The sequence below is a fragment of the Bradyrhizobium erythrophlei genome (assembly GCF_900129425.1).
Lineage (GTDB): Bacteria > Pseudomonadota > Alphaproteobacteria > Rhizobiales > Xanthobacteraceae > Bradyrhizobium > Bradyrhizobium erythrophlei_C.
Genome location: NZ_LT670817.1, coordinates 3392026 through 3404291 on the forward strand (window position 1 = coordinate 3392026; position 12266 = coordinate 3404291).

The 12266-nt window shown below is 62.6% G+C and carries 11 protein-coding genes; 5 read left to right on the forward strand and 6 right to left on the reverse strand.

Annotated features, from left to right (window positions below):
* Nucleotides 1-95 precede the first annotated feature (95 nt).
* From aspS to B5527_RS16015, 3 genes are all read left to right on the forward strand, one after another.
* Nucleotides 96-1868 carry an aspartate--tRNA ligase gene (gene aspS / locus B5527_RS16005; protein ID WP_079602370.1) on the forward strand — a complete coding sequence of 591 codons (1773 nt, stop codon included), beginning with the start codon at nucleotides 96-98 and terminating at the stop codon, nucleotides 1866-1868.
* 54 nt (nucleotides 1869-1922) lie between these two features.
* Nucleotides 1923-4232: an NADP-dependent malic enzyme gene (locus B5527_RS16010; protein WP_079607314.1), complete on the forward strand. Its 2310-nt coding sequence runs from the start codon at nucleotides 1923-1925 to the stop codon at nucleotides 4230-4232.
* A gap of 145 nt (nucleotides 4233-4377) precedes the next feature.
* Nucleotides 4378-4827 (forward strand): DoxX family protein, encoded by a 450-nt coding sequence (locus B5527_RS16015; protein WP_079602371.1) that lies wholly within the window; start codon nucleotides 4378-4380, stop codon nucleotides 4825-4827.
* 213 nt (nucleotides 4828-5040) lie between these two features.
* On the opposite strand, the gene B5527_RS16020 is transcribed toward B5527_RS16015, so the two are convergent.
* From B5527_RS16020 to B5527_RS16040, 5 genes are all read right to left on the reverse strand, one after another.
* Nucleotides 5041-5598 (reverse strand): dihydrofolate reductase, encoded by a 558-nt coding sequence (locus B5527_RS16020; protein ID WP_079602373.1) that lies wholly within the window; start codon nucleotides 5596-5598, stop codon nucleotides 5041-5043.
* A 24-nt stretch (nucleotides 5599-5622) separates the two neighbouring features.
* Complete coding sequence (locus tag B5527_RS16025) at nucleotides 5623-6582, reverse strand: polysaccharide deacetylase family protein (protein WP_079602374.1); 960 nt, start codon at nucleotides 6580-6582, stop codon at nucleotides 5623-5625.
* Between the two features lie 166 nt (nucleotides 6583-6748).
* Nucleotides 6749-7321 (reverse strand): glutathione peroxidase, encoded by a 573-nt coding sequence (locus tag B5527_RS16030; RefSeq protein WP_079602376.1) that lies wholly within the window; start codon nucleotides 7319-7321, stop codon nucleotides 6749-6751.
* 60 nt (nucleotides 7322-7381) lie between these two features.
* Nucleotides 7382-9031, reverse strand: coding sequence for a hypothetical protein (locus B5527_RS16035; RefSeq protein WP_079602377.1), 1650 nt, complete (start codon nucleotides 9029-9031; stop codon nucleotides 7382-7384).
* A gap of 73 nt (nucleotides 9032-9104) precedes the next feature.
* Nucleotides 9105-10919, reverse strand: a complete 1815-nt coding sequence (locus tag B5527_RS16040) for a L,D-transpeptidase family protein (RefSeq protein WP_245332620.1) — start codon at nucleotides 10917-10919, stop codon at nucleotides 9105-9107.
* A gap of 259 nt (nucleotides 10920-11178) precedes the next feature.
* Here B5527_RS16040 and B5527_RS16045 point away from each other — a divergent pair, with 259 nt between their 5' ends.
* Nucleotides 11179-11727 carry a CreA family protein gene (locus tag B5527_RS16045; RefSeq protein WP_079607316.1) on the forward strand — a complete coding sequence of 183 codons (549 nt, stop codon included), beginning with the start codon at nucleotides 11179-11181 and terminating at the stop codon, nucleotides 11725-11727.
* A 12-nt stretch (nucleotides 11728-11739) separates the two neighbouring features.
* Here B5527_RS16045 and B5527_RS16050 read toward each other — a convergent pair whose 3' ends face one another.
* Nucleotides 11740-12000 carry a hypothetical protein gene (locus B5527_RS16050; protein ID WP_079602379.1) on the reverse strand — a complete coding sequence of 87 codons (261 nt, stop codon included), beginning with the start codon at nucleotides 11998-12000 and terminating at the stop codon, nucleotides 11740-11742.
* A gap of 110 nt (nucleotides 12001-12110) precedes the next feature.
* Here B5527_RS16050 and B5527_RS46300 point away from each other — a divergent pair, with 110 nt between their 5' ends.
* Nucleotides 12111-12266 (forward strand): DUF6471 domain-containing protein, encoded by a 156-nt coding sequence (locus B5527_RS46300; RefSeq protein ID WP_245332730.1) that lies wholly within the window; start codon nucleotides 12111-12113, stop codon nucleotides 12264-12266.

The window sequence follows — 12266 nt, forward strand, 5'->3', positions numbered from 1 at the left end:
GCCGCGCCGGTTCGCCTCGGGTAAACCCTGACGCGCTTCGCGGGCTAGGCCTTGGCCTCCCGATTCATCCTCCGACATCGGCTTCCAGGATTTCCATGCATCGTTACCGGTCCCATACCTGCGGCGCACTTCGCGAGAGCCATATCGACCAGACGGTTCGGCTGTCCGGCTGGTGCCATCGCATTCGCGACCATGGCGGCGTGCTGTTCATCGATCTGCGCGACCATTACGGCCTGACGCAATGCGTCGCCGACCCGGATTCGCCGGCCTTCAAGGATGCCGAGAAACTGCGCTCGGAATGGGTGGTGCGGATCGACGGCAAGGTGCGCCGCCGTCCCGCCGGGACCGAGAATCCCGATTTGCCGACCGGCGCGGTCGAGCTTTACGTCAGCGAAATCGAGGTGCTCGGGCCGGCCGGCGAACTGCCGCTGCCGGTGTTCGGCGAGCAGGAATATCCTGAGGACATAAGGCTTAAATACCGTTTCCTCGACCTGCGTCGCGAGAAGCTGCACCAGAACATCATGACCCGCGGCGCGATCGTCGATGCCATGCGGAAACGCATGAAGGATCAGGGCTTCTTCGAATTCCAGACCCCGATCCTGACGGCGTCGTCGCCGGAAGGGGCGCGCGACTTCCTGGTACCCTCACGAATCCACCCGGGGAAATTCTACGCGCTGCCGCAGGCGCCGCAGCAGTACAAGCAGCTTCTGATGATGTCCGGCTTCGATCGCTACTTCCAGATCGCGCCCTGTTTCCGCGACGAGGACCCGCGCGCCGACCGGTTGCCCGGCGAGTTTTATCAGCTCGACCTCGAGATGAGCTTCGTCGAGCAGGACGATGTTTTCGCAGCCGTCGAGCCGGTGATATCGGGCGTGTTCGAGGAGTTTGCCAAGGGCAAGCCCGTGACAAAGTCCTGGCCGCGGATTCCGTTCGCGGAAGCGTTGCGCAAATACGGCAGCGACAAGCCGGATTTGCGCAATCCGTTGGTGATCCAGGAGGTCTCCGAGCATTTCCGCGGCTCCGGCTTCAAGGTGTTCGCGCGGATGCTGGAAGATCCCAAGAATCAGGTCTGGGCCATTCCCGGACCCGGCGGCGGCAGCCGCGCGTTCTGCGACCGGATGAATTCCTGGGCGCAGGGCGAGGGCCAGCCCGGGCTCGGTTACATCATGTGGCGCGAGGGCGGCGAGGGCGCAGGTCCCCTTGCCAACAACATCGGCCCCGAGCGGACAGCGGCGATTCGCGCGCAACTCGGACTGAAAGAGGGCGATGCCGCGTTCTTTGTTGCCGGCGATCCCGACAAATTCTGGAAGTTTGCCGGATTGGCGAGAACCAAACTCGGCGAAGAGTTGAACCTGATCGACAAGGAGCGGTTCGAACTCGCCTGGATCGTCGACTTCCCGATGTACGAGTACAACGAGGAAGACAAGAAGGTCGACTTCTCGCACAATCCGTTTTCGATGCCGCAGGGCGGTCTGGATGCATTGAACGGGCAGGACCCGCTGACCATCAAGGCGTTTCAGTACGACATCACCTGCAACGGCTACGAGATCGCCTCCGGCGGCATCCGCAATCATCGGCCCGAGGCCATGGTGAAGGCGTTCGAGATCGCGGGCTATGGCGAGAAAGACGTCGTCGAGCGCTTCGGCGGCATGTACCGCGCGTTCCAGTATGGCGCGCCGCCGCATGGCGGCATGGCTGCCGGTGTCGATCGCATCGTCATGCTTCTGTGCGGCACCACGAACTTGCGCGAAATCTCGCTGTTTCCGATGAACCAGCGTGCCGAAGACCTGCTGATGGGCGCACCTTCAGAGGTGACGCCGAAGCAGTTGCGCGAGCTTCACATCCGACTCAATCTGCCGCAAAGCTGATCTCCCATGAGCCAGTCACCGAAGCCTGAGTCGGGGAAGCCGCGGAAGGAATCCATGGCGTCCTATTCTGAAGACCTCCATTCCGCGGCGCTCGCCTATCACCGGCTGCCGCGGCCGGGCAAGCTTGAGATTCAAGCCATCAAGCCGCTCGCCAACCAGCGCGACCTCGCGCTGGCCTATTCGCCGGGGGTGGCTGCGGCCTGCATGGCGATATCAGCCAATCCGGCGGAGGCCGCATCGCTCACCATCCGCGCCAATCTGGTCGCGGTGGTCTCCAACGGCACCGCGGTGCTTGGGCTCGGCAATATCGGACCCCTGGCATCGAAGCCGGTGATGGAGGGCAAGGCGGTTCTGTTCAAGAAGTTCGCCGGCATCGACGTGTTCGACATCGAGATCGCCGCCGACACCATCGAGCGCGTGGTCGAAACCGTAGCCGCGCTGGAGCCGACATTCGGCGGCATCAATCTGGAGGACATCAAGGGTCCGGAGTGTTTCGAGATCGAGGCGCAGCTCAAGGCGCGCATGAAGATCCCGGTATTCCACGACGATCAGCATGGCACCGCCATCATCGTCGGCGCCGCGATCACCAATGCTCTGTTGCTCAATGGCAAGAACCTCAAGGACGTCAAGATCGTGACGTCGGGGGCAGGGGCGGCGGCGATCGCCTGTCTCAATCTGCTGGTTTCGCTCGGCGCGCAGCGCAAGAATATCTGGGTCTGCGATATCGACGGCGTGGTGCACGAGGGCCGCAACACGCTGATGGACCGCTGGAAGTCCGTCTACGCGCAAAAGACCGACAAGCGCACGCTGGCGGAGGTGATCGGCGGCGCCGACATTTTCCTCGGTCTGTCGGCGCCAAATGTGTTGACGCCTGACATGGTCAAGCAGATGGCGGACAAGCCGCTGGTGATGGCGCTGGCCAATCCGACCCCGGAAATCATGCCGGATGAAGCCCGAAAAGCGCGCCCCGATGCGATGATCTGCACCGGCCGTTCCGACTTTCCCAATCAGGTCAACAACGTCCTGTGCTTTCCGTTCATCTTCCGCGGCGCGCTCGATGTCGGCGCCACCGCGATCAACGAAGACATGAAGCATGCCGCGGTCGAGGCGATCGCGCAGCTGGCGCGCGATCCGCCGTCGGATGCGATCGCGCCCGGCTTCGACAGCGGCGAAGTCCAGGGTTTCGGCCCGGGCTCGCTGATTCCGAGCCCGTTCGATCCGCGGCTGATCCTGCGCATCGCGCCGGCGGTCGCAAAAGCGGCGATGGAGTCGGGCGTCGCCACCCGGCCGATTGCCAACTTCGAGGACTATAGCGCGCAACTGGAGCGCCTCGTGTTCCGCTCCGGCCTTGTCATGAAGCCGGTATTCGCCAAGGCGAAGACCCAGCCGGTGCGGGTGATCTATGCCGAAGGCGAGGACGAGCGTGTCCTGCACGCGACCCAGGTCGTTCTGGAGGAAAAGCTGGCGCGGCCGATTCTGGTCGGACGTCCCTCGGTGGTCGAAGCGCGGATCAAGAAGTTCGGGCTCTCCATCAAGGCCGGCCAGGATTTCGACCTGATTAATCCCGAGGACGATCCGCGCTACCGATCCTACGTTCAATCCTATATCGATGTCGCCGGCCGGCATGGCGTCACCCCCGATGCCGCGCGCACGGTGGTGCGCACCAATGCCACCGTGATCGCAGCCCTCGCGGTGATCCGCGGCGAGGCCGATGCGATGATCTGCGGCGTCGAAGGCCGCTACATGAGCCATCTGCGCCATGTCCGCGAGATCATCGGCTTCCTGCCCGGCGTGAGCGATTTCGCGGCGCTGGCGTTGATGATCACCAGCAAGGGCGCCTACTTCATCGCGGATACCCAGGTGCGGCCGAACCCGAACGCCGAGGAGCTTGCGGAAATGGCGGCGCTGGCGGCGATCCACGTCCAGCGATTCAATCTCAAGCCCAAGATCGCCTTCGTCTCGCATTCCGATTTCGGCAGCTATGACACCGAATCCTCGCGCAAAATGCGCCGCGCCACCGCGCTTCTGAAGCAGAACCATCCGGAAATCGAGGCCGACGGGGAAATGCAGGGCGACACCGCGCTGTCGGAAGCCGCCCGGGCGCTGATCCTGCCGCATTCGAAGCTCGAAGGCGTCGCCAATATCCTGATCATGCCGAACCTCGATACCGCCAACGTCGCCTATCAGATGATCAAGTCGCTGGCCGACGCACTCCCGGTCGGGCCGATTCTCATCGGCCCGTCACGTCCGGCGCATATCCTCACCCCGTCGGTGACCGCGCGTGGCGTTCTCAACATGACCGCGGTCGCCGCCGTCGAGGCCCAGGAGCGAGCCAGCCGCCAGCAGCCGAGCCTGTTCGGCTAGATCGATGAGAGCGTTGTGAGTTCCGGTCGCGCGGGGTTGGCGCGCTGCGGTATCGATTTGACTGTTTGAAAAGCCGAAGCGGAACGCCCATAATCGTTCCATCGTATTGCGACTTTCGCATTTGCAGCATTCAGTGAGGCCGACCATGCCAGCGTTTATTACTTTCGGACGAATTTTGTTCGCGGTGCTGTTTATCTACTCGGGCGCAACCAAGCTTTTCGCCATTCAGGCCACTTCCGAGTTTATCTCCGCCAAGGTCGTCATTCCGGCACTGCTTGCTCCCTATGCGACGCAGCTGGAAACGATGACGGGAATGTCGACGCCGCAAATGCTCGCGATCGCCGTCGGAGCGTTCGAGATCATCAGCGGATTGATGATTGCGCTTAATTTCGGTGCGCGGTTCTTTGCCATTATTTTGATTTTCTTCGTGGCCGCGGCCACGTTCTACTTCCACGACTTCTGGAATCAGTCGCCGCCCGAAAACGCCAAGACCCTGATGGAGGCCTTGAAAAACCTGTCGATCATCGGCGCCTTGTTCATGATCGCAGGATACGGCCGGGTGTCGCGGGCGGTCGAACCGGCCTATGAGGTCTAAAGCAAGATGATTCTAATTTGAATCGGTGTGCCCTTCACCTCTCCCCAGCGGGGAGAGGTCGATTTGCGCAGCAAATCGGGTGAGGGGGGTGCTGCACCACCGATACACGGTAACCCCTCACCCGGCGCTACGCGCCGACCTCTCCCTATGGGCCCTATGGGAGAGGTAAAGTTCCGCTGCGTCGCAGCTCAATCTAACTTCCTCTCATCACGCTTAGGCTGCGCGCCGCCACGGCGTGACGCTGACGCCATGGGCGGCGTCGAGGATTTGGGCATCACCGGGGCTCATGCCGTGCGCGGCCAGAATTTCCTGCGGTGAATGCCGGGGCACACCGGGGAAGCATGGTTCACCGCCCGGCAACAGCACGAGCGGCGCCTGCGACAGCCAGAACGTGTCGTAGCGGTCCATAAACATTCCGAACACGGCCGGCCCGCCAATGATCGCGACGGTGCCGGAACGCACCCCAGCCAGCTCGCAGGCGAATTCAAACGATGTTCCCGCGGGATTCCACAGGGTGGCCCTGGGATTCGACGGGTCGGGCGCGATTGTGCCGATGCTCCGGGTCAGGACAACCCGCTTTCGCTGCGGTGAATTCGCCTGGCCTTCATGAGAATGCCGGCCGTGCACGATCAGGTCGGCGCGATCGAGGGCGGCCGTGAAGAACCGCTTGTCGCCCTCGAACTTCAATTCCTCCGGCATCACGCGATCGGCGTTCGCCAGCATGCCGTCCGCCGAGACGATGACGTAGCCTTCAATGCGCAAGCCCGGCATCGATATCGTCGCGCGCGGCGAATTCTATTCCGAAATCGTCTGCACGACGCTGGAAACCGGACGGCCGCTGACGGTGGGCAGCTTGGCTTCCTTCAAAAGCTCTTCGTCGTACTGCGGCAGCGTCTGCACGGGCGCCTTGGGGATCATTTTGACGACCTTGTAGCCGCCGGCTTTGAGTTGGCGCAGCAAGGCGGGCAAGGCTTCCGCGGTGTGCTTGTGGAAATCGTGCATCAGGATGATGCCCTTGCCCTTCTCATTGAGCTTCTTCATCGTGACATCGATCACCTGCTGCGCGTTGCGTGCCTTGAAATCGAACGAGTCGAGGTCGCAGGAGAACATCGCGATATTCCGGGTGCCAAGATAGGTCACCATTTCCGGCGGATGCTGCAGCGCCGGGAAGCGGAAGAACGGCGCCGGCGAAACGCCGCCGAGCGCCCATTTCACCGCGCTGAAGCCTTTTTCGATCTCGTCCTTGCGCTGGTCCTCGCTCAGCTTCTTGTTGGTGAGCGTCGCGTGCGACCAGGTATGGGATCCGATGGTGTGACCGGCTGCGAGGACCTGTTTCAGGATTTCCGGATAGTAAGTCGCGTGCTTACCGATCGGAAAGAAGATGCCGGTGGTGCATTCGTCCGCCAGGGTTTTCAGCACCGAGGGCGTATTGGCCAGCCATGGGCCGTCGTCGAAGGTCAGCACCACTTCGTGGTCGCGGAGGAAATCGAGTTGCTTGAAGTGTTCGAAACCGAATCCGGGTCCGCCGGTGGTGTCGATTTCAACGGTGCGGGCAATCCCGAGCGCGTCGGGATTTGCGCAAGCCGCTTTTGCCGGCGCTGGCGCCGCGGCGGGAATTGGCGCCGCTGCGGGAGCCGGCGAAGCCGCGGCCTGCGGCGTTGCCGCGCTTTTGGTAGCAGGGGTCTGCGACCATGCTACGCCTGATGCACACAGCGCAACCGCGCCAGCGAAGATCAAACCTGCCGCAATACGCATGTCGTTTCGTTCCCTAAGGTGATCCCTGCTCGAACCCGGCTTTTCGCCCTGGTGCCCGAGCGATTCCTGCCCCTGATCATATTAGCCTAGTCGCACCTGCGCCGCCACGGCAACGGCTTTTATACAGGCGGTCGATTTGCTTGTGGGGTGGGTCAATTCCCGCGCGTCAGGAGTCCGCGAGCGCCCGCGCGATTGCGGTTTTAATTCGTGTATCCGATGGTTCGACCGTCTCGGGAAATGCCTCGGCAATGTAGCCGTCGCGGCCGATCAGATATTTGTGAAAGTTCCAGTGCGGAACATCCTTCGGCCGGGCTTCCGCGGCCCATTTATAGAACGGGTGCGCATTCGGGCCCTTCACGATAACTTTTGCCGCAATCGGAAAAGTGACGCCATATTGGTGCTGCGCGGTCTCCGCGATCTCCGTGGCGCCGTTCGGCTCTTGCCCGAAATCGTTCGAGGGAACGCCGATGATCATCAAGCCTCGATCGTGAAACTGGGCCCACAATTCCTGCAATCCGGCGTATTGTGGCGTGTATCCGCACAACGACGCGGTGTTGACGACCAAAAATGGACGCCCGGCATAATCGGCGAGCCTGATTTCTCCGCCGGCCAACGCCGGAAACGAAAAGGCATAAGCGGTGATCCGGCTCATCGCACCCTGGGCGAGCGCCCTCCGCGCCGAGACCGGGCCGGCGATCACGGCCAGCGCCGTCGTGATGATGGTCCTGCGGTCGATCATGGCGGCCTCTGATGGTACGATGATAGCTGAACCGGCGAGCGACCGCTTCTCAACAAGCCGTTATGGTTGGGCCGGTGAAGGCGGACACCAGGGCAGCGGCAGTAGCGGCATGTAATACCGGTTCCATTCACATATGGATTCCGGCCCCCTGCGCATGAAGGCGTATTTTATCGGTTCGGCCTGACCGACAGCGATATGCAGTCCGAACAGAGCCATGGCGACCGGGTAGGTCCATTTGCGGAAACGCAAATCGGGCAAGGAATCCAGCAGGATCGCGCCTGCGAGGATAATCAGGGGGTCGGTGAAAATAAAATATTCGGATTTCAGCCCGCGCCGCACCCCGAGCGCATCGATCCCGATCGCGGCCAGCAGCAGCACGAGGGCCTGAATTGCCGCCTGCCTTTCGCCGCGCCGCCACGCGTAAACGATGCCGGGGACGATCAGCCAGGTGAGAAACACGGTCGGACGCGGCGAGGAGTGCAGCACGAAGCTGTAGCGCGCAAGCACCGATCCGACGCCATCGAGCAGGAGCAGCAAAATTCCGGAGAGGCCCGACCCGTGCGCGGCCGCGGCCGTGCTCGCGTCGGCAAAGGTCAGCATTTTCTCCAGCGGATTGAATACCGCGATCACGTTGCTGGCGTTGTATTCGAGGTCGAGCGCGAGCAATGCGATCAGGGCGCCGGCCGCGACGGCAAACATCGACGCCAGCGTCTCCGCCGCGCTGACGCGCCAGATCGCGGCATAGGCGATCATGCAGGCGCCGATCAGGAGCAGCAGCGCTATTTGATAGATGCCGAAGCGGCCGAGGACCAATGGATTGAAATGCGCGGCGGCGAGCAGGGCGCGGTCATAGCCGACGGCAAGGAGCGGTGAGGCGGCCCATGCCGCGGCGATGGCCGCAATGGCCGCGATAACAGCAGCCAGCCAGGCCGATCGGGTGTTGTTCCAGAATGCGACGCTCGCACTGGTCGTGCTTCCGAACGGGATCACCAGGAGCGGCAGGGCTGCGATCAGCAAAATCGCCTGGACCTTGTTTTCAAGACCCAGCACGCACAACGCCGCCGCGACCGCCATTCCGAGCGGACGGGCGACACCGGCGCTGCGGCCGACCACGATCAGGATCATCAGCGCAAAGATCAGGGGACAGGCGGCAACAAGCTCGCTGCGCAAAATGCGCGAGTGCACGGCGATGCCGCCGGAGAAAGCGAAGGCAAAGGTTGCGACCAGCGCGACGCGCCAGTCGCGCACGATGCGGCGAACAAGGGCCGCGAAAATCAGCACGCAACCAGTCGCGATCAGCCAGGCGAGGACGCGCCCGGCGCGGACGACGCCGGTCATGGCGGCATCGAATGCCGGGGCATCGGAAGCCGGTGGAATGGTCGATAACGAATAGGGGGCGAGCAGGCCGAGCGCGTGCAGCAGCCGGAACCAGGATTTCAGCGACAGGATGGTCAGATAGGCGGTGTGATCGAAGAACAGCTGCGGCTTGTCGTCGTTGAGGGCAAGGCCGTTGTAGATCACCATGAAATCCATGTCGGCGTTGCGCCAGTAAATCAGCGCATAGCCGAACAGGAAAAACGAGGCCGCCATGCCGGCGACGATCGCGATCAGCCCCCCGCGCCAGCCAAGGAAGGTGAGCCGGTCGAAGGCATCCTTGGCCGTGTCGATTGGCGGGTCGGTTGCTACCGCCGCGATTGGAAACTGTTTCATGCCGGCGGTCTTTTAGCCCAGCCGCCGCCCCAAAGCGACGGGCGGCCGATTGACCGGGGTTTCGGAGAACCGTTCAGCGCAGCGAAACGATGAAATCGGTGCCTTCGCCGGTTTCGCCGCCGCCGATGCCTTGATCGGAAACGATGATCGAGCCGCCGGTCGACAGTGCTTCGACAATGCGTGCCATTGCATCGGCAGGGATGGTGAGGCGGTCCAGCGCTTCAGCGGGGCTGTCCGGCAACGGCATCGCCTTGATCTCGACCGCACCCGCTATCTTCCGCCGTCGCGACACGCGCTCGTCCTCGTCGCGCCGCTCGGCGTGCCTCGCCGGCGCCGGGAGCGAGACCACCGACCAGTGCAGCACGTTGGCATCGTCCTTGTCGACCTGCGCCGTAAACACGTGCGTTCCCAGCGGCCGGTCGCTTGGCGCGATCGTCACGGGTGCCTCGAACAGCGGCGCGAAATTCTGCCGCACATAGAGCTTGGAATCCTTGCGGCTGATGAACACCGCGATTTGACCGCTGCGCTTTGGCGCCGCCGCCGCCGCCGGATCGGCTTTCGAGGGGGCTGCCTTGTCCGGCAGGCGCGTCTGGTCCTTTGTCACATCGGCAGCGCCGCTGCCGGCGTCCGTTACTGCCTCGACGGCGCCGTCAGGCTTTTCGCCGGATTTGGCCGCGTCGGGTTTCGGCACCTCTGCCGTGACGTCATCGGCCTTGACGTCACCGGCCTTGCCTTCGAGCTTGGTCGCGTCGGGCCTGTCTCCGTCCTTGTTGCTTTCGCTTGCAGACGTATCAACCCTGGCAGCGTCGCCGCTTGGTTGTGTGATATCGGCGGTCGCTGCTTCCGGTGATTTGCTCTCGGCCGGCTTTACGTCGGACGAAGCGATCTCGTCGTGCTTCGCGGCGGCCGGTTCGGATTCGGTGCTCGTCGTATCATCGGCCTTAACGGAAACGGCGTCCGCGGCCGCCGACGGCGCGGCGTCAGTTGCGGCCACCGTCTCATCGCGCGGCGGTGCATTGTTGCCGGAGGGAGTTGCGTCGGTCATCGTGACCGAGGTTTCGGTTGCCGGCAAAACGCCGGCATCCGCGGTATGGGTCTGTTCGCGCAACGGCGGCGAACCCGGCGGCCCGTCCAAGACAGCCTTCATGACAGCCTTCACGCCATTGTCGTGGCCGACGGCCGATCTCAGCTCAAGGTTCGTCTCTGCAATGGCGGGCATCGACGCTACGGCAGCGGCCATGGCCTTGTCGGCTTTGGCGGCAGGAGGGGTCTCCGCCGGCGGCTCGTTGGCGGCAACCGGCTGCGGCATCGCCTTCTGGGCCGCCAGCAGCGGATGCGAAAAACTGGCAGGGGTCATCTCGCCGGGGGTGACGACGACCCGCGCGCCCATCCTGGTCCAGTTCCACATCTTCATGGCAAAGGCCATCGGCATGCGGATGCAGCCGTGGGAAGCCGGATAGCCGGGCAGCACGCCGGCGTGGATGGCGATACCGGACCACGTGATCCGCTGCATATAGGGCATCGGCGCGCCGCTATAGATGTTGGAATGGTGGAGCTTCTGCTTCTGGATGACGCTGAACACGCCCATCGGCGTCGCGTGGCCGGCCATGCCGGTAGAGATCGGAGTTTCCGCAAAGAGTCCGTTGGCGTCGTAGATCCGCATCTTTTGCTTGTCGATCGAGATCGAAATGATCAGCGGTCCCTGCGGCTTGGCCGATTCCTTCTCGATCGCCCCGGTCTTTTTTCCCTGGTGACGGCGGGTTTGCCGCCGCTGCGGAACCGTCGGTCCGGGCTGCGAAACTCCGGGATCCGAATCCGACCAATAATAAAGCGCAGCCTCCGCTTGCGAGCCGGTTCCGATCGCGGCGGCGGCGGCTAAAACGGCCATTCGCCACAGCCGCCCGGTCGCAACAGAAGCCCCATGCCCGCCCACGCCTATCATTCTCGAATCCTTAGCCATTTGATATTTAGTGTTGCAGACGAGATACGCGTTCACCAGCGTATGGTTCATCTTCCCCGATGTTTTCACCCCAGCGTAGCAAAAAAGCCTCATATTCAGTTAAACGGGAGAGACTATCGGTTCCCGGCTGACTTTATGCGGGCTTTCTTCCCGCCTAAATGTGAAGGCCTAGCCGATGGAGATATGCATGACACCCCAATCCTTAAGCCAACATGACGTGAGGTGGCGATGCCGGGTTTTGCTGGTGCTTGCGTCGATACTGTGGCCGGCTTCGCCGGTGTTCGCCGCCGATGAACCGGACTTGATCTTCCGTCGCTCGACCGTGTTCAAATGGGTCAGCCCGAACGACAAGCTCGCGACCTATGGTGTCGACGACCCCGAGGTCGAGGGCGTGGCCTGTCACTTCACGGTGCCTGAGAAGGGCGGCTTCAAGGGCTGGCTGGGGCTCGCCGAGCAGGTCTCGGATATCTCGCTGGCGTGCCGCCAGATCGGTCCGATCCATTTCAAGAACAAGATGGAGCAGGGCGACGACATGTTCCGGCAGCGGCGCTCGCTGTTCTTCAAGAAGATGCAGATCGTCCGCGGATGCGACGCCAAGCGGAACGTGCTGGTCTACATGGTGTATTCGGACAAACTGATCGAGGGCTCGCCGAAGAATTCGACGTCCTCGGTGCCGATCATGCCCTGGGGCGCCACCGATACCGCGGTTCAGAAATGTGGGGAGTTTTTTCAGTGAGGGATTCCGGGTTTACCGCTTGACCGGCGCAGGGGCGCGCCCGCGCGCCGGTTCAGGCCGGGCTTTGAGGTCGCGGCAGCCCACCAATTGCACGAATTTTTGCGGGGCCGATTGGTTGCCCCGGCCGCTGTCGGCGCATTGCTGCAACATGGCGCGGCAAATTCTCGGACGCAGCGCGGAGGAGCTGTCCGGCTTCGCCAGACGTTCGATCGCCGGCGAGCCGGCTTTGCGGTTCCGGGTCTTATTGCCAACATCGATGTCGCCATCGCCCACGACTAAAATCCTTTGTTGAAATTGGGTCACGACGGGCAAATGCTGCGAAGCACCGTACGTGGTTTGATTAAGTCGGCCGCAACGGCGCTTTGGTTCACGCCCGCCGAGCCGTGCGGGCTTCTCACCAGAGACTCAAAAAACATGGCTTCAAAGAAAGCAAGGCTAGCATCGCGAACAAGCTAGCGAGAGCAACGATGCCAGCAACGTTCTTTCTGGCGTGCCTTGCGGCGATGGAATTGGAAGGTGTGGCGTTGGAAGAAATCTAA

What these genes read in the sequence shown, in the direction of transcription:
- aspS (WP_079602370.1), top strand. Translation starts at nt 96, where the DNA reads ATGCATCGTTACCGGTCCCATACCTGCGGCGCACTTCGCGAGAGCCAT.
- B5527_RS16010 (WP_079607314.1), top strand. Translation starts at nt 1,923, where the DNA reads ATGGCGTCCTATTCTGAAGACCTCCATTCCGCGGCGCTCGCCTATCAC.
- B5527_RS16015 (WP_079602371.1), top strand. Translation starts at nt 4,378, where the DNA reads ATGCCAGCGTTTATTACTTTCGGACGAATTTTGTTCGCGGTGCTGTTT.
- B5527_RS16020 (WP_079602373.1), bottom strand. Translation starts at nt 5,598, where the DNA reads ATGCCGGGCTTGCGCATTGAAGGCTACGTCATCGTCTCGGCGGACGGC.
- B5527_RS16025 (WP_079602374.1), bottom strand. Translation starts at nt 6,582, where the DNA reads ATGCGTATTGCGGCAGGTTTGATCTTCGCTGGCGCGGTTGCGCTGTGT.
- B5527_RS16030 (WP_079602376.1), bottom strand. Translation starts at nt 7,321, where the DNA reads ATGATCGACCGCAGGACCATCATCACGACGGCGCTGGCCGTGATCGCC.
- B5527_RS16035 (WP_079602377.1), bottom strand. Translation starts at nt 9,031, where the DNA reads ATGAAACAGTTTCCAATCGCGGCGGTAGCAACCGACCCGCCAATCGAC.
- B5527_RS16040 (WP_245332620.1), bottom strand. Translation starts at nt 10,919, where the DNA reads ATGGCCGTTTTAGCCGCCGCCGCCGCGATCGGAACCGGCTCGCAAGCG.
- B5527_RS16045 (WP_079607316.1), top strand. Translation starts at nt 11,179, where the DNA reads ATGACACCCCAATCCTTAAGCCAACATGACGTGAGGTGGCGATGCCGG.